The organism is Ensifer sp. WSM1721 (assembly GCF_000513895.2).
Classification (GTDB): domain Bacteria; phylum Pseudomonadota; class Alphaproteobacteria; order Rhizobiales; family Rhizobiaceae; genus Sinorhizobium.
The window spans coordinates 3,055,602-3,082,210 of record NZ_CP165782.1; the positions used below are offsets into that span (position 1 = coordinate 3,055,602).

The 26,609-nt window shown below is 63.5% G+C and carries 29 protein-coding genes; 13 read left to right on the forward strand and 16 right to left on the reverse strand.

What is annotated here, in order from left to right; translation table 11 throughout:
- Positions 1-4: 4 nt before the first annotated feature.
- The 3 genes from M728_RS14805 to M728_RS14815 form a co-directional block, all read right to left on the reverse strand.
- The gene (locus M728_RS14805; protein WP_026620046.1) at positions 5-853 is read right to left on the reverse strand and encodes a carbohydrate ABC transporter permease; all 849 of its coding nucleotides are present in this window, start codon (positions 851-853) and stop codon (positions 5-7) included.
- Positions 846-1,784 (reverse strand): carbohydrate ABC transporter permease, encoded by a 939-nt coding sequence (locus M728_RS14810; RefSeq protein WP_026620047.1) that lies wholly within the window; start codon positions 1,782-1,784, stop codon positions 846-848. Before M728_RS14810 ends, M728_RS14805 begins: the two co-directional genes overlap by 8 nt.
- Before the next feature lie 74 nt (positions 1,785-1,858).
- The gene (locus M728_RS14815; RefSeq protein WP_026620048.1) at positions 1,859-3,163 is read right to left on the reverse strand and encodes an ABC transporter substrate-binding protein; all 1,305 of its coding nucleotides are present in this window, start codon (positions 3,161-3,163) and stop codon (positions 1,859-1,861) included.
- A gap of 208 nt (positions 3,164-3,371) precedes the next feature.
- Here M728_RS14815 and M728_RS14820 point away from each other — a divergent pair, with 208 nt between their 5' ends.
- From M728_RS14820 to M728_RS14830, 3 genes are read left to right on the forward strand one after another with little or no spacing between them, the layout of a single operon-like run.
- Positions 3,372-4,577, forward strand: coding sequence for an ROK family transcriptional regulator (locus M728_RS14820; RefSeq protein ID WP_026620049.1), 1,206 nt, complete (start codon positions 3,372-3,374; stop codon positions 4,575-4,577).
- A 44-nt stretch (positions 4,578-4,621) separates the two neighbouring features.
- Positions 4,622-5,722 (forward strand): Gfo/Idh/MocA family protein, encoded by a 1,101-nt coding sequence (locus tag M728_RS14825; protein WP_026620050.1) that lies wholly within the window; start codon positions 4,622-4,624, stop codon positions 5,720-5,722.
- 25 nt (positions 5,723-5,747) lie between these two features.
- Positions 5,748-6,389, forward strand: a complete 642-nt coding sequence (locus M728_RS14830; RefSeq protein WP_026620051.1) for a ThuA domain-containing protein — start codon at positions 5,748-5,750, stop codon at positions 6,387-6,389.
- Between the two features lie 31 nt (positions 6,390-6,420).
- On the opposite strand, the gene msrA is transcribed toward M728_RS14830, so the two are convergent.
- The 5 genes from msrA to sdhC form a co-directional block, all read right to left on the reverse strand.
- Positions 6,421-7,017, reverse strand: a complete 597-nt coding sequence (gene msrA / locus M728_RS14835; protein WP_026620052.1) for a peptide-methionine (S)-S-oxide reductase MsrA — start codon at positions 7,015-7,017, stop codon at positions 6,421-6,423.
- A 140-nt stretch (positions 7,018-7,157) separates the two neighbouring features.
- Positions 7,158-7,937 (reverse strand): succinate dehydrogenase iron-sulfur subunit, encoded by a 780-nt coding sequence (locus tag M728_RS14840; protein ID WP_026620053.1) that lies wholly within the window; start codon positions 7,935-7,937, stop codon positions 7,158-7,160.
- 18 nt (positions 7,938-7,955) lie between these two features.
- Complete coding sequence (sdhA, locus tag M728_RS14845; RefSeq protein WP_026620054.1) at positions 7,956-9,797, reverse strand: succinate dehydrogenase flavoprotein subunit; 1,842 nt, start codon at positions 9,795-9,797, stop codon at positions 7,956-7,958.
- Between the two features lie 6 nt (positions 9,798-9,803).
- Positions 9,804-10,184, reverse strand: coding sequence for a succinate dehydrogenase, hydrophobic membrane anchor protein (sdhD, locus tag M728_RS14850; protein ID WP_026620055.1), 381 nt, complete (start codon positions 10,182-10,184; stop codon positions 9,804-9,806).
- Positions 10,185-10,196: 12 nt separating this feature from the next.
- Positions 10,197-10,589, reverse strand: a complete 393-nt coding sequence (gene sdhC, locus M728_RS14855; protein ID WP_026620056.1) for a succinate dehydrogenase, cytochrome b556 subunit — start codon at positions 10,587-10,589, stop codon at positions 10,197-10,199.
- 305 nt (positions 10,590-10,894) lie between these two features.
- On the opposite strand from sdhC, the gene M728_RS14860 reads away from it, so the two are divergent.
- Positions 10,895-11,539 (forward strand): hypothetical protein, encoded by a 645-nt coding sequence (locus M728_RS14860; protein WP_026620057.1) that lies wholly within the window; start codon positions 10,895-10,897, stop codon positions 11,537-11,539.
- 224 nt (positions 11,540-11,763) lie between these two features.
- On the opposite strand, the gene M728_RS14865 is transcribed toward M728_RS14860, so the two are convergent.
- From M728_RS14865 to tsaD, 5 genes are read right to left on the reverse strand one after another with little or no spacing between them, the layout of a single operon-like run.
- Entirely contained in the window at positions 11,764-12,420 is a 657-nt protein-coding gene (locus tag M728_RS14865; protein WP_026620058.1) for a methyltransferase, read from the reverse strand.
- An 18-nt stretch (positions 12,421-12,438) separates the two neighbouring features.
- Positions 12,439-12,870, reverse strand: coding sequence for an EVE domain-containing protein (locus M728_RS14870; RefSeq protein ID WP_026620059.1), 432 nt, complete (start codon positions 12,868-12,870; stop codon positions 12,439-12,441).
- Between the two features lie 6 nt (positions 12,871-12,876).
- Positions 12,877-13,170 (reverse strand): YciI-like protein, encoded by a 294-nt coding sequence (locus M728_RS14875; protein WP_026620060.1) that lies wholly within the window; start codon positions 13,168-13,170, stop codon positions 12,877-12,879.
- 34 nt (positions 13,171-13,204) lie between these two features.
- The gene (locus M728_RS14880) at positions 13,205-14,206 is read right to left on the reverse strand and encodes an NAD(P)H-dependent glycerol-3-phosphate dehydrogenase (RefSeq protein WP_026620061.1); all 1,002 of its coding nucleotides are present in this window, start codon (positions 14,204-14,206) and stop codon (positions 13,205-13,207) included.
- A 10-nt stretch (positions 14,207-14,216) separates the two neighbouring features.
- A complete protein-coding gene (gene tsaD / locus M728_RS14885) occupies positions 14,217-15,314 on the reverse strand; it encodes a tRNA (adenosine(37)-N6)-threonylcarbamoyltransferase complex transferase subunit TsaD (protein WP_026620062.1) in 1,098 nt (365 codons plus the stop codon).
- Between the two features lie 172 nt (positions 15,315-15,486).
- Here tsaD and hemC point away from each other — a divergent pair, with 172 nt between their 5' ends.
- The 8 genes from hemC to M728_RS14925 all read left to right on the forward strand — a co-directional run bounded on the left by hemC (position 15,487) and on the right by M728_RS14925 (position 22,616).
- Positions 15,487-16,416: a hydroxymethylbilane synthase gene (gene hemC / locus M728_RS14890; protein ID WP_026620063.1), complete on the forward strand. Its 930-nt coding sequence runs from the start codon at positions 15,487-15,489 to the stop codon at positions 16,414-16,416.
- Positions 16,417-16,419: 3 nt separating this feature from the next.
- A complete protein-coding gene (locus tag M728_RS14895) occupies positions 16,420-17,127 on the forward strand; it encodes a uroporphyrinogen-III synthase (RefSeq protein WP_026620064.1) in 708 nt (235 codons plus the stop codon).
- Between the two features lie 314 nt (positions 17,128-17,441).
- Entirely contained in the window at positions 17,442-18,701 is a 1,260-nt protein-coding gene (locus M728_RS14900; protein WP_026620065.1) for a COG4223 family protein, read from the forward strand.
- Positions 18,702-18,721: 20 nt separating this feature from the next.
- Positions 18,722-20,329 (forward strand): heme biosynthesis protein HemY, encoded by a 1,608-nt coding sequence (locus tag M728_RS14905; RefSeq protein ID WP_026620066.1) that lies wholly within the window; start codon positions 18,722-18,724, stop codon positions 20,327-20,329.
- Between the two features lie 31 nt (positions 20,330-20,360).
- Positions 20,361-20,843, forward strand: a complete 483-nt coding sequence (locus M728_RS14910) for a TerB family tellurite resistance protein (RefSeq protein ID WP_026620067.1) — start codon at positions 20,361-20,363, stop codon at positions 20,841-20,843.
- 2 nt (positions 20,844-20,845) lie between these two features.
- Positions 20,846-21,577, forward strand: coding sequence for a glutamine amidotransferase (locus tag M728_RS14915; RefSeq protein WP_026620068.1), 732 nt, complete (start codon positions 20,846-20,848; stop codon positions 21,575-21,577).
- Between the two features lie 202 nt (positions 21,578-21,779).
- A complete protein-coding gene (locus tag M728_RS14920) occupies positions 21,780-22,073 on the forward strand; it encodes a YggT family protein (RefSeq protein WP_026620069.1) in 294 nt (97 codons plus the stop codon).
- 171 nt (positions 22,074-22,244) lie between these two features.
- On the forward strand, positions 22,245-22,616 hold the full coding sequence (locus tag M728_RS14925; protein ID WP_084044390.1) for a DUF167 domain-containing protein: 372 nt from the start codon (positions 22,245-22,247) through the stop codon (positions 22,614-22,616).
- On the opposite strand, the gene ppa is transcribed toward M728_RS14925, so the two are convergent.
- On the reverse strand, positions 22,617-23,150 hold the full coding sequence (gene ppa / locus M728_RS14930; RefSeq protein ID WP_026620071.1) for an inorganic diphosphatase: 534 nt from the start codon (positions 23,148-23,150) through the stop codon (positions 22,617-22,619).
- Between the two features lie 154 nt (positions 23,151-23,304).
- On the opposite strand from ppa, the gene M728_RS14935 reads away from it, so the two are divergent.
- Positions 23,305-23,907, forward strand: coding sequence for a hypothetical protein (locus M728_RS14935; RefSeq protein ID WP_026620072.1), 603 nt, complete (start codon positions 23,305-23,307; stop codon positions 23,905-23,907).
- 26 nt (positions 23,908-23,933) lie between these two features.
- Here M728_RS14935 and M728_RS14940 read toward each other — a convergent pair whose 3' ends face one another.
- Positions 23,934-24,440, reverse strand: a complete 507-nt coding sequence (locus tag M728_RS14940; RefSeq protein WP_026620073.1) for a GNAT family N-acetyltransferase — start codon at positions 24,438-24,440, stop codon at positions 23,934-23,936.
- A 219-nt stretch (positions 24,441-24,659) separates the two neighbouring features.
- A complete protein-coding gene (gene typA, locus M728_RS14945; RefSeq protein ID WP_026620074.1) occupies positions 24,660-26,486 on the reverse strand; it encodes a translational GTPase TypA in 1,827 nt (608 codons plus the stop codon).
- Positions 26,487-26,609: the final 123 nt, after the last annotated feature.

Here is a 26,609-nt window from a genome sequence, read left to right on the forward strand (position 1 = left end):
GGGCTCAGGATTTCACCGCGCCGGCCGTGAGGCCCGCGATGATGTGCTTCTGGGCGAGAAAGAAGACGATGACCGTCGGCAGAATGGTGAGCGTGATGAAGGCGAGCACGAGCTGCCAATCGGTGCCGAACTCGCCGCGGTAGACCATGATGCCGAGCGGCCACGGATATTTCTCCTCGGTGTTCAGCATGATCAGCGGCAGGATGTAGCTGTTCCAGCTATGCACGAAGGTGATGATGCCGACCGTCGAGACGATCGGGCGCGAAAGCGGCATGGAGATGTGCCAGAAGAAGCGGATGTAGCCGCAGCCGTCGACGAAAGCAGCCTGGAAGAGTTCTTCCGGCAGGTTCCGGAAATAGTTGCGGAAGAGCAGGATGCTCATGCCGAGGCCGAAGGCGACCTGAGGCAGGATGACGCCCCAATAGGTGTCGAGCAGGCCGAGATCGCGGATGCGGATGAAAAGCGGCAGGATCGCGGTTGCCGCAGGGAACATGAGCCCGATCAGGAAATAGTTCAGCAACTGGTTCGCGCCGAAGAATTTCACATGGGCGAAGGTGAAGGCGGCCATCGCCGAGACGATGACCGTCAGCACCACCGTCACCGTCGCAATGAACAGCGAGTTGAGCATCTGCCGCCAGTAGCGGTCGCCGAAGAGGATATCGAGATAGTTCGACCACAGCCATTCGGACGGCAGCCCGAAAGGGTTGACGCGCAGGTCGCCGAGCGACTTGAAGCCGCCGAGCGCGGTCGTCACCAAGGGTAAGAGAACGAGCATCGCCACCAGCGACAGCGACACGTAGAGATAGAGGCGGGTGCCCGTGGTCATGCGAACGGAGGAGGTCGTGTCAATCATGGCGCATGAAGATCCGTTTGTAGCCGAAGGCGAGCGTGACGCAGATGACGAAGAGGACGACGCCGACCGCGCTTCCGAGCCCCACCTGCATGCGGGTGACGCCGTAGGTGTAAAGGAAGGTCACCATGGTCTGCGTCGAGTTCGACGGCCCGCCGCCGGTGAGCGGCATGACGAGGTCGAAGAGCTGCAGCGAGCCGATAACGGCGAAGAAGATCGACAGCCTGACGGTCGAGCCGAGGAGCGGCAGCGTCACATAGCGGAATTTCTGCCATCCGGTCGCGCCGTCGATCTCGGCGGCCTCGAGCACGCTCCGGTCCACCGCCTGCAGGCCGGCAATGAACAGCATCATGTGGAAGCCGAAATATTTCCAGATGATGACCGCGAGCACCGCATATATGGCAAGGCCGCGATCGGCGAGCACATAGGGCGTTGCAACGCCGAAGAAGCCGGCGACCGCGGCGACGAGTCCGTAGTCGCCGTCATAGACGAAACGCCAGATGAGACCTGCCGCAACGTCCGCCAGAACATAGGGCAGAAAGAAGATCAGCCGGAAGGCGACGACGCCGGCGATCCGGTGCGCGAGCATCATCGCAAGCCACAGCGCGAGCGGAATCTGCAGAAGCACCGAGACGAGAATGATGGTGCCGTTGTTGATCAGCGCCTGCGAAAAGGCGGCGTTGTTGAACAGCACCTCGAAATTGCGCAAACCCACGAATTGTTGCGGCGTGCCATAGCCGTTCCAGCGATAGAGGCTGTACCAGGCCGCCTCTCCCATCGGCAGGATGACGAAGACCGTGAAGAGCAGCAGGGCCGGCGGCAGGAAGAGGATGAGCACCGGCAGCCGCCCGCGGACGGTCGGGCTCTTGTAGCGCACTTTCTTGCCGCTCGCCGTGGCCGGCACCGCGGTCATCGTCGCAGTGATGTCGGTCATCATGTCCTCGCTGAGTTCGTCGCGGAGGGTCGAGATCCGGGGCGACGGATTTCCCGTCGCCCCTGCTCACGCGCTCATTCGAGTTCGCGTGCGTCCTGGATCATCCGGGCTCCCTCTTCGGCGGACATCTGACCGGAAACGATCTCCACGGCAGCGTCGTTCACGACGCGGCCGACCGACGGGCCGAGATCCTGATCGAAATAGTTCTGGTGCCAGGTGGAGGCTGCAAGCTGATCGGCTGCCGCTCGCAGCAGCGGATTGGTGACGCCGTCCTCGGCGCCGACCGCCACCGGCAGAAGCATGCCGATGCTTGCCATCAGCCGTTCGTTCTCGGCATTCGTCAGATAACGCACGAAATCGAGCGCTTCGGGCGGAGCGTTCTTGGTCACCGCCCAGCCGTTGAGGCCGCCCAGCGTATCGGTCGCGGCACCCGCCCCTCCCTCGACGACCGGGAAGGGAAAGCGGCCGATGTTCTCGGGTGCAAGGCCCTTGCCGTCGCCGGAATTGGCGCGTTGGGTAGCCTCGGTATGCTCGAAGCTCAGGATCATCGCCGCCTTGCCGTCACCGAAGAGGCCAAGCGTCTGCGGCCAGGTCGCGCCAAGATAGCCGCCCTGGAACGGTTCGAGCTTGCCGAGCTCCGCGAGCTGTTCGCCGGCCTTGATGATCGCCGGGTGGAGGAAGCCCTCGCCCTCGTTGTTCTTGGCATCCTCGAAGACCTGCTGGCCGCCATTGCGCATGACGAGATAGCTCCAGTAGAAGTGCAGCGGCCACTTGTCGCCGCCGCCGCCGGCGACCGGCGCGATTCCGGCGTCCTTCAGCGTCTTCACCGCCCTGAGGAAATCGTCCCAGGTCTTGATGTCCTCGGCCTTGACGCCGGCCTTCTGAAAGAGCGCCCTGTTGTAGAAGAAGCTGATCGTTCCCATTTTGAAGGGAACCGCATAAATTCGGTCGTTGAAGGTGAGACCCTTGACCGCGGCGGGATTGTAGCTCTTCTCCCAAGCTCCGCCGTCGGCACGCATCGCGTCCGTCAGGTCCATCAGCGCGCCGGTCTCCGATTGCTGCTTCAGCACGCCGCCGCCCCAGCTATAGAAGAAATGCGGAGCGTCATCGGATTGCAGAAGGGTCGGCAGTTTCGCCTTGAAAGCCTCGTTTTCCAGGAATTGGAGCTGGATATCGACGCCTGGATGTTCAGATTCATACTTTGCGGCGATCTGCTCCCACATCTTCAAATGGGCAGGAACCGTCTCGAGATGGAGCCATTTGACCACCGTGTCGGCGGATGCCTGGCTCGTGCCCAAGAGAAGCGTCATGCCGGCTGCGGCGGCAAGCGCGGACAGTCTGGCGGCGCGAAGGGGCGCCAACCCGCGTTCAAACATCATCATCTATCTCCTCCCAGGGGCAAAACGTCCTCACCAATTTTTCCCCAACGCGGATTAATTCAGATGAGATACCAACAAATGTCAACAGCCGTCGCAATTTTTCCGGCGTTCCGCTTGACAGAGGGCGCGAATTGCCCGTTATTTAATTCGTATTCCGGCAAAATAATCAGATCCAGTCGGCCATAAACACGCGAGCATCCTCCCCACCATGAAGACCGCCGATCCCGAATTGATGCGCGCGATAAACCGCTTCAATGTGCTGGATACGATCCGCCGGCACGGCCCCATCTCCCGCGTCGAGATCAGCGAACGCTCAGAACTGTCGACCACGACGGTCTCGGCGATCACGGCGTCGCTGCTTGATGACGGCCTCATTCTGACGCGGCACGAGGGCGACATCCGCAACGCCGCCGCGAGGGGAAGGCCGCGCGTCATGCTGGAGCTCAATCCTGACGCCGCCCGCGTTGTCGGAGCCAAGATCGCCGCCAATCGGATGGTCTTCGTCGTCACCAACTTCCGCGGCGAGGTTCTCTCCGAGCTCACCTTGCCTATTCGGGTCGACCGCCAGCCCATCGCCGTCATCGCCGACCTGGTCGAGGACGGCGTGCGCCGTTGCGTGGTCGACGCCGACCTGTCGCTCGACGACATCGATTCGATCTGCATTGGCCTTCCGGGCGTGGTCGAGCACCGCACCGGCCATGTCCGCTCAAGCCCGATCTTCCGGGAAACCGACGTCGACTTCGCGAGCGAAATGACGAGCCGGCTCAACGTCGCGACGATTGTCGAGAGCGACGCGCACGCCATCACGCTTGCCCATCACTGGTTCGGCCGCGCCCGCGATCTCGACGACATGGTGCTCGTGTCGCTGGAGCAGACGCTGGGTCTCGGCGTGCTGCATGGCGGCCAGCTTTTCCGCGGCGCCGGCGGCTTGAGCCACAATCTCGGCGACCTCGTGCTTGGTGTCGGCCAACAGCAAACCATCCGGCTCTCGACGCTTGCCGGCGAAAGCGCGATTCTGGGCGAACATCCGATGGACGGGCGGTTCGCCGAGGCGGTGCGCCTTGGCCGCGGCATGGCGCATGCGCAGACGCTGATCGCGGCGGAGGACAATGCCCTAATCGCCGCCGCGGCGCGCGCCGGCGAGGCGATCGGCCTTGCGATCGCCAACATCGTCACGCTGTTCGGGCCGCCTCGCGTCGTCATCGTCGGTTCCAGCCTGTCGCTCGGCGCCGTCTTCGTGGACAGCCTGCGCCACGCCTATCAAAGCGCGATTCCGTCCTCGATCCGCACCGTCGCGGAACTCGTCTTCGACGAGTCGGCCGACGAGACCTGGGCGCAAGGAGCGGCCGTCGTGGCGCTTTGCGAACTCTACGAGTCCCCCTGGGGGACGACCGGTCCGGCGCCGGCGCTCTGAAGCGCTGCGCCGACCTTCTGCAATTTCCATTCGGGAGGAGACTGATGGAAAAACTCGGTATCGGCATCATCGGCTGCGGCAACATCTCGTCGGCCTATCTGAAGGCGATGGCGTCCTTCCCGATCCTCGACATCCGCGGCATTGCCGATCTGAACCGCGGCCTCGCCGAACAACGCGCCGCGGAGTTCAACGTCGAGGCCCGGGACGTCGCGGATCTCCTCGCCGATCCTTCGATCGAACTCATCGTCAACCTGACCGTGCCGAAGGCGCACGTCACTGTTGCCATGCAGGCGCTCGATGCCGGCAAGCACACCTATTCCGAAAAGCCGCTCGCCACCGGTTTTGCGGACGGGCGAAAGCTCGTTGCGCTGGCCCGGGAGAAGGGCCTGCGCATCGGCGCCGCCCCCGACACCTTCCTCGGCGGCTCGCATCAGACGGCGCGGGCGATCGTCGATTCGGGCGTGCTCGGCACGCCCATCGGCGGCACCGCCACCTTCATGTGCCCGGGCCACGAGCGCTGGCATCCCAATCCGGACTTCTATTACGACGTCGGCGGCGGGCCGATGCTCGACATGGGCCCTTACTACGTCACCGATCTCGTCAACCTCCTCGGCCCCGTCGCCAAGGTCGCCGGCTTTGCCACGGCCGCACGGAAGGAGCGAACCATCACCAGCGAAGCGCGCAACGGCGAGCGCATTCCCGTTCGCGTGCCGACCCATGTCGCCGGCGTGATGGCCTTTGAGAACGGGGCCGTGGTGCAGATCGGCATGAGTTTCGACGTGGCCGGCCACAAGCATGTGCCTCTCGAGCTCTACGGAACGGAAGGCACGCTGATCGTGCCTGATCCGAACCACTTCGGCGGCCAGATCGAGCTTTTGAAGAAAGGCGGCACCTTTGAGCCGGCCGTCACCACCGAGCCCTATGCCGACGGCAACTACCGCTCGCTCGGCGTCGCCGACATGGCGCATGCCATTCGCTCGGGCCGGCCGCACCGGGCGAACGGAGATCTCGCGCTCCACGTGCTCGAGGTCATGGAGGCTTTCGACAAGGCGGCGCAAACCGGCGCCACCGTCAGCATCACCACGAAGACCGAGCGTCCGGCGCCGCTGTCGGAATCGCTGATCGACGGCCGCGTCGGCCGCTAATTCAGTACTTGAGGAGGAGTTCGACATGCGCGAGGCACTGATCGTCTGGGGCGGATGGAGCGGGCACGAGCCGCAGGAATGCGCCCATATCATCCGCGATATGCTGGAGGAGGACGGCTTCAAGGTCTATCTGGAGCACACGACCGAAGCCTTCGCAGATCCCGCAATCCACGACCTTTCGCTGGTCGTGCCGATCATGACCATGTCGAAGATCGAGAAGGAGGAGGTGAAGAACCTGGCCGCCGCCGTCGAGGGTGGCGTCGGCATCGCCGGCTATCATGGCGGCGCGGGCGACGCGTTCCGCGAGAGCGTCGAATATCAGTTCATCATCGGTGGACAATGGGTGGCCCATCCCGGCAACATCATCGATTATCGCGTGAATATCACGCGGCCCGACGACCCGTTGATGGAAGGCATCTCCGATTTCCCATACACCTCGGAGCAATATTACATGCATGTCGATCCCTCGAACGAGGTGCTGGCGACGACGACCTTTTCCGGGGAGCATGCCTGGTGGATCGAAGGCGTGGTGATGCCCGTCGTCTGGAAGCGCAAATACGGCAAGGGCCGGGTCTTCTACTCCTCGCTCGGCCACGTGTCGAAGGAATTCGAGGTGCCGGAGATGCGCACGATCTTCCGCCGCGGCGCCAATTGGGCGGCGCGTTGAACATCATTTCCGGTCGGATCGACTTGGGCGATCAGTGACTGACCCCGGCGTAGGCGCGATCGCCCCAGAGCGTCTCGACCGTCCGGTTTCTGCCGCAGCCGTTGCGGTAGTACCAGTAGCGGATCGGGTTTCTGGCTGCGAAATCCTGATGATAGTCTTCCGCCGGCCAGAATTTGGCCGGCCCCTCGACAGGCGTGACGATGGGCTTGCCGAGCTCCGCTTCGGCCTTGATCTTTTCCGCCTTCGCGTCCATGGCCTGACCGTCGGTCAGCGCATAGATCGCCGTCGTATAGGCGAAGCCGCGATCGCAGAACTGGCCGCCGGCATCGGTCGGGTCGGTCGTGTGGAAGAGAACGCCGACGAGCTCGGCATAGGAGACTCTGTCGGGATCGAACTTGATCCGCACCACTTCGCGGTGTCCGCCCTTCGCATAATCCTCATAGGTGGGATTCTCATTCCGGCCGCCCGCATAGCCGGAGATCGTTTCGAGGACCCCGGGCACGTCATCGAAGTCGCTTTCGACGCACCAGAAGCAGCCGCCGGCGAAGATCGCGTATTGCGGCTCGGCCGCCCGCACCGGCAGCAGCAGAAAGCAACTGGCGAGAACTCCGAGCAGCAGGCGAAGCATCGGCAACCTCCATCCTCGGACTATTACCTATGCGCCTCGCCACAGCTTTCAAATCACTTACCGACACGTCGGTGTGACAACCGTGAAAACGAACGGCGGGCCGCAGCCCGCCGTCAGACAATTTGCGAAAAGTGCAGCCGTCAGAACCGCCGCTCGACCAGCATCTTCTTGATTTCGCCGATCGCCTTGGCGGGGTTCAGGCCCTTCGGACAGGCCTGGGCGCAGTTCATGATCGTGTGGCAACGATAGAGCCGGAACGGATCCTCGAGATTGTCGAGCCGCTCGCCGGTCGCCTCGTCTCTGGAGTCGATCAGCCAGCGATAGGCCTGCAGCAGGACGGCCGGACCGAGATAACGGTCGCCGTTCCACCAGTAGCTCGGACAGGAAGTCGAGCAGCAAGCGCAGAGGATGCACTCGTAGAGCCCGTCGAGCTTCTGGCGATCCTCGTGGCTCTGGCGCCATTCCTTGGCCGGCGTCGGAGAAACCGTCTTCAGCCAAGGCTCGATCGAACGGTGCTGGGCGTAGAAATTGGTGAGATCCGGCACCAGATCCTTGACCACCGGCATATGCGGCAGCGGATAGATCTTCACCGAGCCCTTGATCTCGTCCATGCCCTTGGTGCAGGCGAGCGTATTGGTGCCGTCGATGTTCATCGCGCAGGAGCCGCAGATGCCCTCGCGGCAGGAGCGGCGCAGCGTCAGCGTCGGATCGATGTTGTTCTTGATGTAGAGCAGACCGTCGAGAACCATCGGCCCGCAATCGTCGATATCGATGTAGTAAGTGTCGATCCGCGGGTTCTTGCCGTCATCCGGATTCCAGCGGTAGACGCGGTATTCGCGCAAATTGGTCGCGCCCGCCGGCTTCGGCCAGACCTTGCCTTCGTTGATCTGCGAGTTCTTGGGAAGTGCGAGTTCAACCATGTGCCTTAATCCTCGAGATCAGTAGACGCGCGCCTTCGGCTCGATCTTTTTCGGATCGATGCCGTCTGCGATGAGCTCGGTGTGGACCGGACGATAGTCGAGCCGTACCTCGCCCGCCTCGTTGACCCAGGCGAGCGTGTGCTTGCGCCAGTTCAAGTCGTCGCGGCCGCCGAGCGGGCCGTCCTTGTAGTCCTCGCGCGCGTGCGCGCCGCGGCTCTCCTTGCGCGCTTCGGCGCCGTAAACCGTGGTGATGGCGTTCGCCATCAGGTTTTCGAGTTCCAGCGTCTCGACGAGGTCGGAGTTCCAGATCATCGAGCGGTCGGTGACCTTGACGTCCGGCAGTTCCTTCCAGATCGCGGTGAGGCGCCGGCAGCCGGATTCGAGCGATCCCTGCGTGCGGAACACGGCCGCGTCTTCCTGCATGGCGCGCTGCATCTTGTCGCGCAACACCGCCGTCGGCGTGCCGCCATTGGCGAACCGCAGCCGGTCGAAGCGCTCCATGATCCGGTCGCATGCCGCCGTGTTGACCTCCGGCACCGACTCGTTGCGGTCGATGATCTGGCCGGCGCGGATCGCCGCGGCGCGGCCGAAGACGACGAGGTCGATCAGCGAGTTGGAGCCGAGGCGGTTGGCGCCGTGCACCGAGGCGCAACCCGCTTCGCCGACGGCCATCAGGCCGGGCGCGATGCGCTCGGGGTTCTGAGCATCCGCATTGAGCACCTCGCCCCAATAGTTGGTCGGCACGCCGCCCATATTGTAATGGACGGTCGGCAGCACCGGGATCGGCTCGCGGGTGACGTCGACGCCGGCAAAGATCTTCGCCGATTCCGAGATGCCCGGCAGGCGCTCGTGCAGCACCTTGGGATCGAGATGGTCAAGGTGCAGGAAGATATGATCCTTGTTCTTGCCGACGCCGCGGCCCTCGCGGATCTCCATCGTCATGCAGCGCGAGACGACGTCGCGGGAAGCCAGATCCTTGGCCGAAGGCGCATAGCGCTCCATGAAGCGCTCGCCTTCCGAATTGACGAGATAGCCACCCTCGCCGCGCGCTCCCTCGGTGATGAGACAGCCGGCGCCATAGATGCCGGTCGGGTGGAACTGCACGAATTCCATGTCCTGCAGCGGCAGGCCGGCGCGTGCGATCATGCCGCCGCCGTCGCCGGTGCAGGTATGCGCCGAAGTCGCCGAGAAATAGGCGCGTCCGTAGCCGCCGGTCGCGAGCACCACCATCTTGGCGGCAAAGCGGTGGATCGTGCCGTCGTCGAGGTTCCAGGCGACGACGCCGGTGCAGCGGCCGTCGTCCGACATGATCAGGTCGAGGGCGAAATATTCGATGAAGAACTCGGCGTTGTTGCGGAGCGACTGGCCGTAGAGCGTGTGCAGGATCGCGTGGCCGGTGCGGTCGGCGGCCGCGCAGGTGCGTTGCACCGGCGGGCCTTCGCCGTAGTTCTGCATGTGGCCGCCGAACGGCCGTTGGTAGATCTTGCCTTCCTCGTTGCGCGAGAAGGGCACGCCATAATGCTCGAGCTCGTAGACCGCTTTCGGCGCTTCCATGGCGAGGTATTGCATGGCGTCGACGTCGCCGAGCCAGTCGGAACCCTTGACCGTGTCGTAGAGGTGCCACTGCCAGCAGTCGGGCGTCATGTTCTGCAGCGAGGCGGCAATCCCGCCCTGGGCGGCGACCGTGTGCGAGCGCGTCGGGAAGACCTTGGTGACGCAGGCTGTCTTCAGGCCCTGCTCGGCCATGCCGAGCGTCGCGCGCAGCCCCGCGCCTCCGGCGCCGACGACGACGACGTCGAAAGAGTGATCGACATACTGATAGGCCTTGCCGTTCGCAGCGGGTGAACTGATCGATGCCATGACGAATTACCCTGCAAAAGCGATCTTCAGGATGGCGAAGAGACAGAACCCGCCGATCGCGATCGCAAAAAATGTGTTGAGCATGAGAAGCGCGATCTTCGCCCCCTCCGCGTGAACGTAGTCCTCGATGATGACCTGCATGCCGATCCGCATGTGGACGAGAGCGGAAGTCACGACGAGCGCCATGATCACGGCCACGAAGGGGTTCGAGAGCGCCGCGACGAGGTCCGCATGCGGTGCGCCGGCATAACGGGCCACGAAGAAGACGAAGAAGATCAGGAGCGGAAGGTTGGCGACGGCCGTCAGCCGCTGACGCCAGAAGTGATCCGTGCCCTCCTTGGCCGAACCGAGACCGCGGACCTTGCCGAGGGGTGTGCGCATATCCATGTTCAACGTCCCTTAGCGAACCAGATAACCGACGATCCAGATGACGAGCGTCAGCGTCGCCGACCCGATGATCGTCGCCTTGGCCATCTTCGTCGCGAAATGCTTCTCGTAGCCGTAGCCGAGATCCCAGATGAGGTGACGGATGCCACCGAGCATGTGGTGTATCAGCACCCAGGTGTAGCCGAAGAGGACGATCTTGCCGATCAGTGTGCCGAACAGCCAGCTCACCCAGTCGTAATAGGCAGCACCCGAGGCGGCGGCGATCAACCACCAGGCGACCAGGATCGTGCCGAAGTAGAGTGCGCCGCCGGTGATGCGGTGCATGATCGACATGACCATTGTTGGGATCGGCTTGTAGATTTGAAGATGCGGCGAGAGCGGCCGGCTTCTTGTGACATTCGTCATCGGAACCTCACGGAATCACCGGACTTGGCGTCCAAAACTGGACTAATCTTGTCCGGTATAGCACCCGATTGTGCGCAATTCAGTCATTCGGACCTTTAATCACCAGAATGCTTAACGACAAGTGTGTTTGCAGTGCAAAATAAATAAAATCGATTAGACGAAAAGCGGCATTTTACGGCCTGGCAGAGACGTGTCCGCCGTTAACGATACGCGCGGAAAACATAAGCAAATCCGTGACATTTGCCCGCGCTTGCCGCAGGATGCGCCTTAAGGATTTGTTAAGCATATCCGGAGGGCAAGGCGGAATGAATCTGTTGCGAGCGGTCCGTGCGACCAAAGTTCTAGTCCTCGCCTTCGCCCTTGCGTTGCCGGCCGGCCTGCCGGTGCGGGCCGACGATAACAGCGGCTTTGGCAATGTAGAAACCCGTACCCGCCACATCCGGCTCAAGCACCGGCAACCGCATCACGCCTGGCGCAAATGGCACGGCGGCCATCGCTTTTTTGCCGGCCGCAGACGGCACCGCTCGGTGATGTCCCGCTTCGACGATTTTCCGGCATTCGCTTCGCAAGGCCTGCCCGACGTTCAAACACGGACCCGGCATGTGCGACTGAAGCATCGCTGGCCGCGTCACGCCCGGCGCAAGTGGAATCATGGCCCGGTGATCATCATCAACGGCGGCGGATACGGCCCCGGCGATTATGGCAGCTATGGAAGCTACGACTTCCCCACCCCGATACCGGATATCGGCACCTATGCCGGCGGCCTTTCGGCCTTCCGGGAGGAGGGCAACGGCATCTATTTTAGCCGCGACGGCGGCTACCGTTATGCCGCGGAGGATTTCGTTGGCATCGCCCCGCCCTCGAAGCGTGCCAAGATCATCATCGTCTCGCCGCGGACCAACGCCAGCGCCTGCTCATGGGAACACGGCGTCTGCGTCGTGCGGCCGTAGAGTGGATAGAGCAAGCCGCGCGAGTGCGGCGGCTGCGTTCAAGACCCTCCCCAACCCCTCCCCACAAGGGAGGGGCTTATGATGCCGCACCCGCTCCTGTCATGTCTCGACGGTTCTGCAAGTTCGGACGCTGGGATTGGCGCTGGCGGGCGACGGGTGCCAGCCCCCCCTTGCGGGGAGGGGTGGGAAGGGGTCTTGTCCCGAAAGCATCGAGCGGACGCTCGTCAACTGGCCGCGGTCCCGAACCTCCAGACCGTCGTGCACTTCACTTCGCTGTCTTCGAGCGCGCGCGTCACGGGCACCTCATAAGTCGCAAGCGCCGTCATCCGCTCGCGCGGGCAATAGGCGCGCCCCGGATCGCCGACGAGGACCATGGCACCGGCGCGCTCGAGCGCATCGAACCACGGAATAAGCAGATCAGCAAAACCCTTGTCGTAGAAGACGTCGCCGGCAAGGTAGACGTCGGCCGCCCTCGCCTCGCCGACGATGTCCGCGCTTGTGAAGGCAACCGTCACCCCGTTCAGCTCTGCATTCAGCCGCACCGCCGTCTCCGCCCACGGGTCGATGTCGACGGCCAGAACCTCGGCAGCGCCGGCGACCTTCGCCGCAATGGCGACGAGGCCGGAGCCGGAGGCGAAGTCGACCACGTGGCGACCGCGCACCGTTTCCGGATGATCGAGAACATAGCGGGCGAGCCCCTGACCGCCCGCCCAGGCGAAGGCCCAGAAGGGCGGCGGCAGACCGATCTCCTCCAGTTCCTCCTCCGTCTTCAGCCACAATTCATGCGCTTCGCTCGCGAGATGCAGACGAACTTCCGGCACATGCGGCGGCGAGAGAATGCCGGTATTGGCGCGGATGAAGCTTTCGGGGTCGGTTTTCAAGGTTACTTGGTTTCAAGATTACTTGGGCGGATTGTCGAGCCCGCCCATGCGGCAGACCTCGATCCACTCGTCCTCGGTCACCGGCTGCACCGAAAGGCGCATGGAGGTGACGAGCGACATCTTGGCGAGCTTCGGGTGCTCCTTGATCTCCTTGAGCGACACCGGGCGCGGCATGTCCATGACGGCGCGGATGTCGACGCAGTCCCAGCGCGCATCGCCCTCAGCCGTCGAATCCGGATGCGAGAGGGCGCAGACCTCGGTGATGCCGACGATCTCCAGCCCCTCGTTGGAGTGGTAGAAGAAGCCCTTGTCGCCGATCGTCATCGCCCGCATGTTGTTGCGCGCCTGATAATTGCGCACGCCGGTCCATTCGGTGCCCTTATCGCCGGCATCCTTCTGCATCTGCCAGGACCATTTGTTCGGTTCGGATTTGTAGAGCCAGTAAGCCATCGCCCCTCAAGCCTCCGGATTGTTGAAGACCCAGTTGTAGGCCTTGATCTCGACGTTCGAGAAGAGGCCCGCCTTCGCATAAGGATCGGCTGCGGCGATCGCCCTCGCCTCTTCGAGCGTCTCGGCCTTGACGATCACCAGGCTTCCGGTCGGCTTGCCGTCCTCGCCGAGGAACGGCCCGGCGATCTTCAGAATGCCGCTCGTGTTCAGCTCATTGAGATAGGCGAGGTGATCGGGCCGCGTGTCGAGCCTCAATTGCAGCGCGCCGGGCTTGTCCGTGCAGACGAGTGCGAAGAGCATTAATCCTCCTGACGAGTTTGTTCCTGGATGCCGATCATTCCTGGGTTATCGGGCGCGACATCAACTGTTCGAGAGCGGTGCGTACGTCGAGCTTGGCGTCGATGATGGCGGCGACCGCTTGCGTGATCGGCATCTCGATGCCGAGATCCTGCGCGACCCGCGCCGCGACCGATGCAGCAAAGGCGCCCTCGACGAGTTCGCCGCCCCCTCCGCTCGCGCGCCCATCCTTGCCGAGCGCGATGCCGAAGCGCAGGTTGCGCGACTGGTGGCTCGTCGCCGTCAGGACGAGATCGCCGAGACCGGAGAGGCCGCGCACCGTATCGGGTTCGCCGCCCTTGGCGACGATGAAGCGCGACATTTCCGCAAGCCCCCGGGAGATCAGCGCGGCGCGGGCCGAATCGCCGAGCCCCGCCCCTTCTACAATGCCGCAGGCGATCGCCAGCACGTTCTTGAGCGCGCCGCCAAGCTGCACGCCGATGCGGTCCGTCGACGGATAGAGGCGGAAGGTCGGGCCGGAAAGCGCGCAGGCAAGCGCCGTCGCCATATCGCCGTCGGACGCTGCGATCACCATCGCCGTCGGAAGCCCGCTCGCAATATCGGCGGCAAAACCCGGCCCGGAAAGGACTGCGGTCGGATGACCCGGCAATTCCTCGTCGAGCACGTCCGTTAGCAGCCTGCCGGTCGACTGTTCCAAACCCTTGGCGCAGGTGACGATCGTCGCATCACTGCGGATCCGGGCGCCATAGCCGCGGGCCCCCGCTCTCTGCTCCTGCGAAGGCATGGCAAAAAGGACGATATCGGCATCCGCGAGCACTGCGGCATCGGAGGAAAAGGCAAGGCCGGGGGGGAGGGAAATGCCGGGCAGAACCGCTTCGTTACGGCCCGTCCGGCGGCATTCCTCTGCCACTTCGGCCCGGCGCGCAATCAGCGTGACCTTCGCTTTGTCCTTTGCCGCCGCGACGGCGGCAAGCGCCGTCCCGAAGGCGCCCGCACCGACGACGACGATCTTTGGCACGCTCTTCGATTTGCCGCTCATCTTTAGTCCATCATGCCTTAGCGCCGCGTCTGCCGGAGCCGATCAATGCCTTGGCTTCGGCGTCGAGCGGCCAGCGCGAGCGCGGTGCCACATCGAGGCCGTCGGCCGGCAGGCCCGCCGCCAGACGCTCCGCCCCGGCCCAGGCGATCATCGCCGCATTGTCCGTGCAAAGCTGAAGCGGCGGCGCGACGAAACGGAAGCCATGCTCATCGCAAAGCGTCTGGAGCGTCGCCCTGAGCGTCTGATTGGCCGCGACGCCGCCGGCGACGACGAGGGCGGGCTTGTCGACGGCGGCGAACTCCGCCTTGAACCGCTTCAAGCCGCGCCCGACGCGATCCTTGAGCGTGCGCGAGATGGCGCGCTGGAAGGAGGCGCAGATATCGGCGATATCCTGTTCGCTTACCGGCTCCAGCGACTGCGCCGCCTGTCGCACCGCGGTCTTGAGGCCCGAGAAGGAGAAGTCGAGCCGCGCGTCGCCGACGAGCGGCCGGGGAAAATCGAAGCGTTCCGGATCGCCGCCGCTTGCTGCCCGCTCGACCGCCGGGCCGCCCGGATAGGGAAGGCCGAGGAGCTTCGCCGTCTTGTCGAAGGCCTCGCCAAGCGCATCGTCGATCGTCGTGCCCCAGCGCTCGTAGTCGCCGACGCCTTTGACGAGGATCAGCTGCGTGTGGCCGCCCGAGACGAGCAGCATCAGATAGGGAAAGGAAAGCCCGTCCGTCAGTCGCGCGGTCAGCGCATGGCCCTCGAGATGGTTGACGGCATAGAGCGGCTTTCCAGTGGCGCGAGCAATCGCCTTGCCGGTCATCAGGCCGACGATGAGGCCGCCGATCAGACCGGGACCACTTGTTGCAGCGATCGCGTCGATGTCCTTCAGCGTCACGCCGGCGCGCAGCAGCGCCTCTTCGATCAGCGTGTCGAGCGCCTCGACATGGGCGCGCGCCGCGATCTCGGGCACGACGCCGCCATAGGCGCTATGCTCTTCCAATTGGCTGAGCACGACGTCGCCGAGAATGCGGCCTCCCCCCTTCTCGTCGCGCAGCACGACTGAAGCCGCGGTTTCATCGCAGCTTGTCTCGATGCCGAGGATGCGCAAGGGCGGTGACGTCACGTGCTATACTCAGTGATTGCGATCGCAGTGAAAGGTGGGTACACGAAACTCATACAGCGCCGTCCCGTGTTTCAGACGCACAAAGGACGCTGTAACGCTTTGAAGTGCTGCATGGTTTCATCCTTAAATCAGCCGATTTAAGGAACCATGCAGTAACAACGGATGGCAAAGGATGCAAACAAAACCTTTCCGCATCGGCACGCGCGGCAGCCCGCTGGCGCTGGCCCAGACTCATGAAACGCGTGACAGGCTCGCCGCCGCCCATGGTCTGCCGCCGGAAATGTTCGAGGTCGTCGTTCTTTCGACGAAGGGCGACCGGATCACCGACCGGCCGCTCTCGGAAATCGGCGGCAAGGGCCTTTTCACCGAGGAGCTGGAGCAGCAGCTCCTGTCGGGCGAGCTCGATTTCGCGGTGCATTCGTCGAAGGACATGCCGACGAAGCTGCCCGACGGACTTTTCCTATCCGCCTTCCTGCCGCGCGAAGACATCCGCGATGCCTTCATCGGCCGGACGGCCGCAAAGCTCGTGGACCTGCCGCAAGGCGCCACCGTCGGTTCGTCGTCGCTGCGCCGCCAGGCGCTGATCCGCAGGCTCCGGCCCGACATCAACGTCATCACCTATCGCGGCCAGATCGAGACGCGGCTGCGCAAGCTCGCCGAAGGCCAGGTCGACGGCACGCTTCTGGCCCTCGCCGGGCTGAGGCGCCTGGGAATGACCGACGTGCCGACCGAACTCCTCGATCCGGAGGAATTCCCCCCCGCCCCGGCCCAGGGCGCGATCTGCATCGAGAGCCGCATCGGTGACGAGCGCGTCAACGCTCTCCTTGCCGCGATCGACGACCAGCGCACCCATGAGGCCGTTTCCTGCGAACGCGGCTTCCTCGCGACGCTCGACGGCTCGTGCCGCACGCCGATCGCCGGCTACGCCCGATCCGACGGCACGCATATCCGTTTCTCCGGCATGATCCTGACACCGGACGGCACGACCTGCCATCGGATTGCCATCGAGGGCAAGGCAGCCGAAGCGACGGAGCTCGGCCGCAAGGCCGGCGAAGAGATCCGCGCCAAGGCCGGGCCGGGGTTCTTTTCTAGCTGGATCTGACCGATGCGCGTGCTCGTCACCCGCCCGCAGCCCGCCGCCGAAAGGACGGCGGCGAAGCTCCAGGCGATGGGGCACACAGCGGTCATGCTGCCTCTGATGCGGGCGGAGCATTTCGCAGGCGCCGTTCGGGCTGCATTGAATGAGCGCCATGATGCCATCGCGGTCACCAGCGCAGAGGCGATCCGCGTCCTCGGCGCGCTCGGCACCGCAATCGAACCGCATCTTACGACACCCCTTTTCGCGGTGGGCGAGGCGACCGCGAGCGCCGCTGCCGATCTCGGCTTTACCGACATCCGCATCGGATCTGGAACCGGCGAAGGGCTGGCGGACAAGATCGCCGCGCGCATGCGCGCGGGCGAGACGCTCATTTATCTCGCCGGCACGCCGCGCGCCGACGGCCTCGAACAAGGCCTACGCGACCGCCAGATCGACTATGTCACCGTCGAATGCTACCGGATGGTGCCCGTCACCTATCGCCCGGACGTGCTGTCCGATCTCGTCCGCTCCGGACCGTTCGATGCGGTGCTCATCTATTCGCGCGAAACCGCGCGGCGTTTCGTCTCCGTCTTCCACGAAAGCGGCCTCGATGCCACGGCTTTCGCCTCACGCTATCTTTGCCTGAGCCCTTCGGCCAAGGAGGCTCTCCCGAGTAGCGTTGCCGTCGAGGTGGCCGCGACACCTGGCGAAGAAAGCCTTTTCCGCCTTCTTTAGACGGGATCAACAAAGTCGGCATCGGATTCCCGCCCGCATCGGATGCGGGACTGCTGCATGTTTCCTTGAGTCATTGACGATTTAAGACCAAAAACATGCAGCTATTCAAAGGGCTACCGCGTCATTTGTGCGTCTGAAAAGACGCACGGCGCGGTAGGGTCATCTGAGGCAATTCCTCTAAAAAGGGGAGGCAGGGACTTTCCCCGCCCGATTTCCCTGACTAGGTTTGGCTGAAGAGGGATGAGGAGAACCGCCGGCATCCTGCTCCAACTGGACCAGGCCGCCCACAGGCAATGAAACGGTAAGAGGTCACCATGGTATCGGAAAAGCCGCCGCGCCGCTCGAAATCCGAGAAGGAACCGCTGACGATCGACCTCGAGGCGGAAAGAACCGTGACCGAAGAAACGGAATCCATCGCCAACCGGGATTCTGTGACGGATGAACCGGCGGATATTTCGGCAAACCAGATGTCCGAGACGGGCGAGGCTGAGCCGCGCGAGAGCGAGGCTATAGAGGCAGAGGCGAAAGAGGAGGCCGAGGAGGCCCGAGCCGATGCGGCCGCCGCCGCGTTCGACGAGGAGCCTCCGCACCTGAGCAACGATGCCGTGCCGGAACCGAAGAGAAGGCAGACGACGAGCGCCGGTGCGCTTGCCGCCGGTATCTTCGGCGGTCTCGTTGCGCTCGCCGGCGCCGGCGTGCTGCAATATGCCGGCTACATACCGGCGGTGGGACCGGAGCGGGCGAACCTCGACCAAGGCCTCGCGAGCGAGGTCGAGGCGATCAAGGCGGAGCTCCAGTCAAGGCGGGAACCGGCGGCAGTGGATGTCGCGCCGCTGGAAAGCCGCCTCGCCGCCTTGGAAGAGGCGGCCCCTGGCGCGGCTGCGGCTGGCGCGCCGGAGGTAAAGGCGCTCGAAGCGCAGGTCGCCAATCTCGCCGATGAAATCGCCGCTTTGAAAACCGATCTTGCCGATGCTCGCCAGTCGGTGGATGCCGCAAGGGCGGAACTCGCCGGTCGTATCGACCAGGCGGAACGGAAACTCAACGAGCCGGTGAACGATATTGCGATGGCGAAGGCTGTCGCCGTCACCGCGCTCAAGACGGCGATCGACCGCGGCGGGCCTTTCCTCGCCGAGCTCGAGGCGTTGCGCAGCATTGCGCCGGAGGACGCCGCGGTGAAGGACCTCGCCGAGGTCGCCGCAACCGGCGTCCCCACCCGCACGGAGCTGCGGGAGACCTTTCCGGCGACGGCGGATGCCATGCTCGACGCGCTCAACCAGCCCGATCCCAACGAGGGTATCTTCGCCCGCCTGATGTCCAGCGCCATGTCTGGCATTCGCGTGCGTCCTGTCGGCAGCGTCGAGGGGGACACGCCGGAGGCGGTGATCGCGCGCATCGAGGACAAGCTCAATAACGGCGATCTCAAGGGCGCATCGCTGGAATGGGCGGGCCTTCCCGAGCCGGCGAAAGCCGCCGGGCTGGATTTCAAGGAGAAGCTCGACCGGAGGTTAAGCGTCGAGACCGTCATCGACGCGGCCGTGGCGCACACCATGACGCGGACCGGCACACAGGGCTAAGGACAGGGAAAGAAGACGAAATGATCCGGATATTGTTCTTCATTCTCCTTGTCCTCGGCCTCGCCCTCGGCTTTGCCTGGCTTGCGGATCGCCCCGGGGAGTTGTCTCTGATCTGGCAGGGCCAGCGCATCGAAATGAGCCTGATGCGCGCCGCCTCGATCCTGATTTCTCTCTTTGCCGCGGTCCTGATCGTCATCTGGCTGATCCGTGCGATTTGGCTGTCGCCGCACACCGTGACCCGTTATTTTCGCGCCCGCAAGCGCGATCGCGGCTACCAGACGCTGTCGACCGGCCTGATCGCCGCCGGTGCCGGCAATGCCAATATCGCCCGCAAGATGGCGGCGCGCTCGCGCAGTCTGATCAGTGCCGACCAGGAGCCGCTCATCCATTTGCTGGAAGCGCAGACCGCCCTCATCGAAGGCAAGTACGACGATGCGCGCAAGAAATTCGAGCTGATGGCGGACGATCCCGAGACACGCGAGCTCGGTCTGCGGGGGCTCTATCTCGAAGCCAAGCGGCTCGGCGCCAACGAGGCGGCCCGGCAATATGCCGAGCGCGCCGCCGAAAAGGCACCGCACCTCACATGGGCGACCTTGGCCACGCTCGATCATCGCAGTCAGGCTGGTCAGTGGGACGAAGCGATCCGGCTTCTCGACCAGAGCCGTACCGCCCATGTGCTCGAAAAAAAGGAGGCGGATCGTAAGAAGGCGGTTCTGCTCACCGCACGCGCGATGGAGAGGTTCGACGGCGATCCGAAATCGGCTCGCGATGACGCGCTGGCGGCGCTCAAACTCGACGACCGGTTGGTTCCGGCCGCACTCGTTGCCGCCAAGGCGCTGTTTCGCGAGGACAATCTGCGCAAGGGCGCCTCGATTCTCGAACGAATTTGGAAGCTGGATCCGCATCCGGATGTGGCGCGGATCTATGTGCGGGCGCGCGGCGGCGATTCCGCCATCGACCGGCTGAAGCGCGCGAAGAAGCTCGAATCGCTGCGAAGCAACAATGCCGTGGCGCTGGCCACGGTCGCCGAAGCGGCACTCGAGGCGCGCGACCTTCCGCTCGCCCGAGCAAAGGCCGAGGCTGCCGCCCGGCTGGAGCCGACCGAGAGCATCTTCCTGCTGCTCGCGGATATCGAGGAAGCCGATACCGGCGACGAGGGCCGCATCCGCTACTGGATGGCGCAGGCGCTTAAGAGTCCGCGCGATCCGGCCTGGACCGCCGATGGCGTCACCTCGCCGGTCTGGCTGCCGGTCTCGCCGGTCAGCGGCCGGCTTGATGCTTTCGAATGGAAGGCGCCGCCCTCGCAGCTTTCGGCCACGGAGGACGGTCATCTGAACGCCGAGGAGGCGATCCGTAGCCTGCCGCCCGTGTCGCCCACGTCGCCCATATTGGCGCCCGCGCAGCACACAACGCCAGTGGCGCCGGAGCCGACGCCCGCCGAGGAAGCCGAAGGCGCGCGCGACGCGACGATCCGGGTTCCTGAACGAAAGGAGCCGACGGCTCCCCCGGCAAAGCGCGAGGAGACGGAGGAGCCGCCGGATCCCTTCTTCGGCCGTCCGCCGGACGATCCGGGCGTGCGCGACCCTGCATCCACGGAAAAGGACAAGGCTGGCTTCCGGCTGTTCTGAGTTGATATTTCGATTGGGCTGGCGATAGGACATGTTTGAACGGTTTAAGGTGTTTCTCGAAGAGCTGACGGGCTCAATGGCGCGGATTGACAAGGACGATCCGCGCGTGGCGGTGATCGGGCTCTGTTTTCAGGTCATGGAGGCGGATGGCGCGGTTCGCGCCTCGGAGCGCCGCAAGATGCGCGAGCTCATCAAGGAGCACTACAAGCTCGACGCCGCCGCGCTCAACGCGCTCGTCGCGGCGGGCGAGAGCGCCGAGAGCGAGGCGATCGACTTCTACCGCTTCACCTCCGAGATCAAACGCCACCTTTCGGAAGAGCAGCGGGTCGAGCTCGTCGGCATGCTGTGGGAGATCGTCTACGCCGACGGCGCACGCAGCGAGATGGAAGACCATGCCATCTGGCGGATCGCCGATCTTCTCGGCGTCTCCGGGCGCGACCGGGTCTTGAAACGGCAGGAGGCAGCCGCCAAAATCGATCTCGAGGAGGAGAGCGAGGCACAACAGGAAAGCTGACGATGCCGCAAGAGGCCAGCGACGCCAAAAGACCCGTCCTCATAGTGCTCCACCAGGAGCGGTCGAGTGCTGGCCGCGTCGGTCACATTCTGCAGCAGAAGGGCTTTCCTCTCGATATCCGCCGCCCCGCCTTAGGCGACGAGCTGCCGCCGACGCTCGAAGGCCATTCCGGCACGATCATCTTCGGCGGCCCTATGAGCGCGAACGACGAGGAGGAATTCGTTCGCCGCGAGATCGACTGGCTGTCGGTGCCGCTTCTCGAAAACAAGCCCTATCTCGGCATCTGCCTCGGGGCGCAGATGCTCGCTCGCAATCTGGGCGGCAAGGTCGCGCCCCACCACGAAGGCATGACCGAAATCGGCTGGTATCCGCTGCAGGCCACGGAGGCCGGCAAGGCGCTGATGGATTGGCCGGCCATGGTCTACCATTTTCACCGCGAGGGCTTCGACCTGCCCAAGGGCGCCGAGCTGCTGGCAACCGGCGACACCTATCCGAACCAGGCCTTCCGCTACGGCGAGAACGCCTGGGGCATTCAGTTCCATGGTGAATTGACGCGCGCGATGATGCATCGCTGGGTGGTCCACGGCGCCCACCGTTTCGTGCTTCCGGGCGCGCAGATGGGCAAAGCGCATCTGGAGGGCCGGATGCTTCACGACCACCCGTTGCGGACCTGGATGGAGAATTTTCTCGAGCTGATCTTCTTGCGCGGCGGAGATGCTTGCCCCTCGCCCTGACCCTCTCCCGACAGACGGTGAGGGGGAATTGGCCGTCCGCCGCGAGCCCCTTTCGTCCCGTTGGAGCGAGAAGGATGGCGGCAGCAGGACGAGGGCGCTTCCCGCGCTCGCCATTAAACATGATCGCGCCAGGCCGCGCGGCGTACTTGCCCGTTTAGTTTCCAATGTCTACATGTCTGTCGACAATGAATTGGAGACGGGCATGATTGCTGTCATCGGCACCTTGAATTTCATCATCAACATCGCGTGGTTTCTGATCATCGCCTCGGCCATCTTTTCCTGGCTCTATGCGTTCAACGTGATCAACGTGAATAATCAGGCGATCAACATGATCGGCCGTTCGCTCTATCAGCTCACAGAACCGCTCTACAGGCCGATCCGTCGCGTGCTGCCGGACCTGGGCGGAGTCGATCTTTCTCCGCTCGTCGTGCTGGTGATCCTCTATTTCATCCAGCTCTTCCTGAATACGACGATCGCTCCGGCCCTCATCCGCTAGATCACGATGAATTTTGGTCGGTTCGACCAAAATTCATGAACGTGATCGCTTCTACAGCGCCGTGCGTCTTTTCAGACGCACAAAGGACGCTGTAGCACTTTGAATTACTGCATGTTTTGTCCTTAAATCGGGTACGATTTAAGGAAACATGCAGTAAGGAGTAGGAGCGGGATGCGGGCGGAAAACCGCACACACTTTTCCTCATCCCGCTCTGACGTGGTGCGTGCCGCGCTCACCAGCCACGGCGACCATGTGCGCCTGACGGTACGGCTGACGCCGAACGGCGGCCGCGACGCGATAGACGGCTTCGAAACGGCGGCCGACGGCGAGGAGCATCTCAAAGTGCGGGTGCGCGCCGTCCCGGAAAAGGGCAAGGCGAATGCGGCGCTCATCGCGGTGCTCGCCAAGGCGCTCGGTCTCGCGAAGAACGAGGTCTCGCTCGTCTCCGGCGACACGCAGCGCAAAAAAATCCTCCGGATCGAGGCCGATCCGGAGGCTATCGCGAAACGCCTCGCCGACATCGCCGGCGGAGGCACGAAATAATTACTTCTTCGTCTTGGCGCGCTCGATCGCTTCCACGATCAACTCCTTGGCGACGCTCGCATCCTTCCAGCCAAAGATCTTGACCCACTTGCCGGGCTCCAGATCCTTGTAGTGCTCGAAGAAATGCTCGATCTGCTTCAAGGTGATTTCCGGCAGATCGGTGTAGCTGTGCACCTTGTCGTAGCGCTTGGTAAGATGGGCCGACGGGACCGCGATGACCTTCTCGTCCTTGCCGGAGTTGTCTTCCATCATCATCACGCCGATCGGGCGGACATTGATGACGCAGCCCGGCACCAGCGGACGGGTGTTGCAGATGAGCACGTCGATCGGATCGCCGTCATCGGAAAGCGTGTGCGGCACGAAGCCGTAGTTCCCCGGATAGGTCATCGGCGTGTAGAGGAAGCGGTCGACCACCAGCGTGCCGGCTTCCTTGTCCATCTCGTACTTGATCGGATGGCCGCCGACGGGAACTTCAACGATCACATTGACATCTTCCGGTGGGTTCTTTCCGATGGAAATCGCGTCGATCCGCATGAGCACCTCCAAGGTTATTGAAAAGTCGCCCGTCGATAAAGGGAAACATGCCGCGATGCAATAAAACTTTCGTCCGCAGTGCAGATTCAACCGGTCGTTTCGTCGTCGCGGGACGGCCTGCGTGGTGCCGAAATTTCGTTCGAGGGAGATCACGATGAACGGAAAGGTTGCATGGCTGTCGCTGGTCCTGTTGTCAGTCGGGCCGGCAATGGCAAATGAAAGCCTCTATGTCGACGTCAGTCGCAACAAGTGCAAGACGATCGAAGAGGAGCCGGGCTGGTACTCCCTGATGACTTGCCCGGGCCATGACGATTATCCGGTTCATTTCAAGGAGATCGACATCCGCGAGAGCTTCTCCTTCGGGCATCTCAACGAGCGCTATATCGACGAGGCGTTCGAGAGCTTCTTCCCCTTCAACCACGCCGGCACGACGGTGGAATGGCGCATCGCCAAAGGCGGCACCCCCGTCGCAACGATCTTGCGCTGGGTCATCGAAAACCCCGATCCGAAGACGGGCGAATCGCTTCCTGCGCTTGAAGGCCAGGTTCTTGTCGTATCGAAGGTTGCGCAAAAGGAAGACGGCAAGGGCTGCGTCGCCGGCTATGTCGATGCATTGGCCAATCCCGATCCCAACGAACTCGCCCGCAAGATCGCCGACGAGGTGGCCCCGACCTTCCGCTGCGGCATTGACCAGGCGGCCTATCATGGCAGGCGCGGCGACAAGGCAGCCGAACCCAACAGCGTACTGCCGGAGTAACCTCTTCCGATTTTAGTGATCCCGCTTTAGTTCCAGACGAAGCCGACCTTCTTCAGGTGCTTCTCGCCGAAATCTTCCATGCCTTCGGCGATGTCGCGGCCGCCGGCCGAGAGGAAGAAATTATAGGCGTGCTCGCTGTCTTCCAGGCACCAGACGACGAGCCCCTCGCAGCCGAGCGATTTCAGCAGGCTCTTTGCCTCGCCGAAGAGGACGCGGCCGAGGCCGATGCCCTGATATTCCGGGCGCAGATAGATCTCGTAGATCTCGCCCTCCTGCGGCAGCGCCCGCGCACGGCTCAAGCCCAGCGTCGCATAGCCGGCTATCGTTCCTGCGACGTCGACCACGAGCAGCGTCGCAGGGCCGCGCGTAGCCTTCCGCCACCACATCTCGTCGCGCCGGTTGACCATCCGGACCAGGGGGCGGTGCGGAATGATGCCGCCATAGGTCTGCAGCCAGGAAACGCGATGCGCGTCGGCGATTGCGGCCGCCTCATGCGGCTCCCCGGGCCTCACCTCTATCGAAACAGTCTTCATGACCTGACTCTAAACACACGACACGGCGGACCGGAATCCCGCCGGGTTGCCGCGGCCCGTTAACCCACAGGCAACTTTAACGGCATCCCCCCGAAGGTTAACGCCTTTTTAACTTTATCCGCAAGCCGGCCGCGAACGGCACACACAGCAAAAAACCCCGGATCGCTCCGGGGTTTTGCAATCGACAATCAGAATATGGATCAGCCCGTCACCGGCCCCTTACGCCGCGCCGGCGGTGCGGGACTTCTCGAAGCGCTTGCGTTCGTGCGGATCGAGGTGGAGTTTTCTCAGCCGGATCGATTTCGGCGTCACTTCGACGAGTTCGTCGTCCTGGATCCAGGAGAGCGCCCGTTCGAGCGTCATCTTGATCGGCGGCGTCAGGCGGACGGCCTCGTCCTTGCCGGCGGCGCGCATGTTGGTGAGCTTCTTGCCCTTCAAGACGTTGACTTCGAGGTCGTTGTCGCGCGTGTGGATGCCGATGATCATGCCCTCATAGACCTTTTCGCCCGGCTCGATCACCATCGGGCCGCGGTCTTCGAGGTTGAAGAGCGCGTAGGCGACCGCCTCGCCCGGCTCGTTGGCGAGCAGCACGCCGTTGATGCGGCCGCCGATCTCGCCCTTGTAGGGCTGATAGTCATGAAACAGGCGGTTCATGATCGCCGTACCGCGCGTGTCGGTCAGAAGCTCCGACTGGTAGCCTATGAGGCCACGGGTCGGCGCGAAGAAGACGAGGCGGACGCGGTTGCCGCCGGAGGGGCGGAGTTCGACCATTTCGGCCTTGCGCTCCGACATCTTCTGCACGACGACGCCGGAATGCTCCTCGTCGACGTCGATGACGACTTCCTCGACCGGCTCCAGCAGTTGGCCGCTCTCGTCCTTGTGCATGACGACGCGCGGACGGGAGACGGCAAGCTCGAAGCCCTCACGCCGCATCGTCTCGATCAGCACCGCGAGCTGGAGTTCGCCGCGGCCGGAAACGAAGAAGGAGTCCTTCTCGGAGGATTCCTCGATCTTCAGCGCGACGTTGCCTTCCGCTTCCTTGAACAACCGATCACGGATGACGCGCGAGGTGACCTTGTCGCCCTCGGTGCCGGCAAGCGGCGAATCGTTGACGATGAAGGACATGGTGACGGTCGGCGGATCGATCGGCTGGGCTGTCAGTGCCTCGGTCACCGAAGGATCACAGAAGGTGTCGGCGACGGTGCCCTTGGTCAGTCCGGCGATCGCGACGATGTCCCCGGCATGCGCCTCCTCGATCGGCTGACGCTCGATGCCGCGGAAGGCGAGGATCTTCGAAATACGGCCGGCCTCGAGCAGCTTGCCGTCCTGACCCAACACCTTCACGGCCTGGTTCGGCTTGACGGAACCGGAATATACGCGGCCGGTGATGATGCGGCCGAGGAAGGGGTTTGCCTCGAGGATCGTGCCGATCATGCGAAACGGCCCTTCCGCCACCGTCGGCTCGGGAACATGCTTCAGAACCAAATCGAGCAACGGTGCCATTCCCTGGTCCTTCGGACCTTCGGGATTGACGTTCATCCAGCCGTCACGACCCGAACCGTAGAGGATCGGGAAATCGAGCTGCTCGTCGGTCGCGTCGAGCGCGGCGAAGAGGTCGAAGACCTCGTTGACGACTTCCTCGTGCCGACCGTCCGGCCGATCGATCTTGTTGATCGCGACGATCGGCTTCAGGCCCACCTTCAGCGCCTTGCCCACGACGAACTTGGTCTGCGGCATCGGGCCTTCGGAGGCGTCCACGAGCACGATCGCACCGTCCACCATCGACAGGATGCGCTCGACCTCGCCGCCGAAGTCCGCGTGTCCGGGCGTGTCGACGATGTTGATGCGCGTCCCCTTCCACTCGACCGAGGTCGCCTTGGCGAGAATGGTGATGCCGCGTTCCTTTTCCAGATCGTTGGAATCCATCACGCGCTCGGCAACGCGTTGGTTTTCGCGGAAGGAGCCCGATTGCTTCAGAAGTTCGTCGACGAGCGTGGTCTTCCCATGGTCGACGTGCGCGATGATCGCGATGTTACGAATGCTCATTTTTTGTCTCGGAAAGTTCGTGGGTACGCCCAGCAAGGCGGGTACCGCTTTTCAGTTGCCGCGCTCATACAGGTTTTTTCGCATGAGCGAAAGGGGGCCGGAACGCAGAGCAGGCGTGCATAA

Excerpts from the sequence above, each read along its gene's own strand:
- M728_RS14805 (WP_026620046.1), bottom strand. The coding sequence starts at position 853 with ATGATTGACACGACCTCCTCCGTTCGCATGACCACGGGCACCCGCCTC.
- M728_RS14810 (WP_026620047.1), bottom strand. The coding sequence starts at position 1,784 with ATGACCGACATCACTGCGACGATGACCGCGGTGCCGGCCACGGCGAGC.
- M728_RS14815 (WP_026620048.1), bottom strand. The coding sequence starts at position 3,163 with ATGATGTTTGAACGCGGGTTGGCGCCCCTTCGCGCCGCCAGACTGTCC.
- M728_RS14820 (WP_026620049.1), top strand. The coding sequence starts at position 3,372 with ATGAAGACCGCCGATCCCGAATTGATGCGCGCGATAAACCGCTTCAAT.
- M728_RS14825 (WP_026620050.1), top strand. The coding sequence starts at position 4,622 with ATGGAAAAACTCGGTATCGGCATCATCGGCTGCGGCAACATCTCGTCG.
- M728_RS14830 (WP_026620051.1), top strand. The coding sequence starts at position 5,748 with ATGCGCGAGGCACTGATCGTCTGGGGCGGATGGAGCGGGCACGAGCCG.
- msrA (WP_026620052.1), bottom strand. The coding sequence starts at position 7,017 with ATGCTTCGCCTGCTGCTCGGAGTTCTCGCCAGTTGCTTTCTGCTGCTG.
- M728_RS14840 (WP_026620053.1), bottom strand. The coding sequence starts at position 7,937 with ATGGTTGAACTCGCACTTCCCAAGAACTCGCAGATCAACGAAGGCAAG.
- sdhA (WP_026620054.1), bottom strand. The coding sequence starts at position 9,797 with ATGGCATCGATCAGTTCACCCGCTGCGAACGGCAAGGCCTATCAGTAT.
- sdhD (WP_026620055.1), bottom strand. The coding sequence starts at position 10,184 with ATGGATATGCGCACACCCCTCGGCAAGGTCCGCGGTCTCGGTTCGGCC.
- sdhC (WP_026620056.1), bottom strand. The coding sequence starts at position 10,589 with ATGACGAATGTCACAAGAAGCCGGCCGCTCTCGCCGCATCTTCAAATC.
- M728_RS14860 (WP_026620057.1), top strand. The coding sequence starts at position 10,895 with ATGAATCTGTTGCGAGCGGTCCGTGCGACCAAAGTTCTAGTCCTCGCC.
- M728_RS14870 (WP_026620059.1), bottom strand. The coding sequence starts at position 12,870 with ATGGCTTACTGGCTCTACAAATCCGAACCGAACAAATGGTCCTGGCAG.
- M728_RS14875 (WP_026620060.1), bottom strand. The coding sequence starts at position 13,170 with ATGCTCTTCGCACTCGTCTGCACGGACAAGCCCGGCGCGCTGCAATTG.
- M728_RS14880 (WP_026620061.1), bottom strand. The coding sequence starts at position 14,206 with ATGAGCGGCAAATCGAAGAGCGTGCCAAAGATCGTCGTCGTCGGTGCG.
- hemC (WP_026620063.1), top strand. The coding sequence starts at position 15,487 with ATGCAAACAAAACCTTTCCGCATCGGCACGCGCGGCAGCCCGCTGGCG.
- M728_RS14895 (WP_026620064.1), top strand. The coding sequence starts at position 16,420 with ATGCGCGTGCTCGTCACCCGCCCGCAGCCCGCCGCCGAAAGGACGGCG.
- M728_RS14900 (WP_026620065.1), top strand. The coding sequence starts at position 17,442 with ATGGTATCGGAAAAGCCGCCGCGCCGCTCGAAATCCGAGAAGGAACCG.
- M728_RS14905 (WP_026620066.1), top strand. The coding sequence starts at position 18,722 with ATGATCCGGATATTGTTCTTCATTCTCCTTGTCCTCGGCCTCGCCCTC.
- M728_RS14910 (WP_026620067.1), top strand. The coding sequence starts at position 20,361 with ATGTTTGAACGGTTTAAGGTGTTTCTCGAAGAGCTGACGGGCTCAATG.
- M728_RS14915 (WP_026620068.1), top strand. The coding sequence starts at position 20,846 with ATGCCGCAAGAGGCCAGCGACGCCAAAAGACCCGTCCTCATAGTGCTC.
- M728_RS14920 (WP_026620069.1), top strand. The coding sequence starts at position 21,780 with ATGATTGCTGTCATCGGCACCTTGAATTTCATCATCAACATCGCGTGG.
- M728_RS14925 (WP_084044390.1), top strand. The coding sequence starts at position 22,245 with ATGCGGGCGGAAAACCGCACACACTTTTCCTCATCCCGCTCTGACGTG.
- ppa (WP_026620071.1), bottom strand. The coding sequence starts at position 23,150 with ATGCGGATCGACGCGATTTCCATCGGAAAGAACCCACCGGAAGATGTC.
- M728_RS14935 (WP_026620072.1), top strand. The coding sequence starts at position 23,305 with ATGAACGGAAAGGTTGCATGGCTGTCGCTGGTCCTGTTGTCAGTCGGG.
- M728_RS14940 (WP_026620073.1), bottom strand. The coding sequence starts at position 24,440 with ATGAAGACTGTTTCGATAGAGGTGAGGCCCGGGGAGCCGCATGAGGCG.
- typA (WP_026620074.1), bottom strand. The coding sequence starts at position 26,486 with ATGAGCATTCGTAACATCGCGATCATCGCGCACGTCGACCATGGGAAG.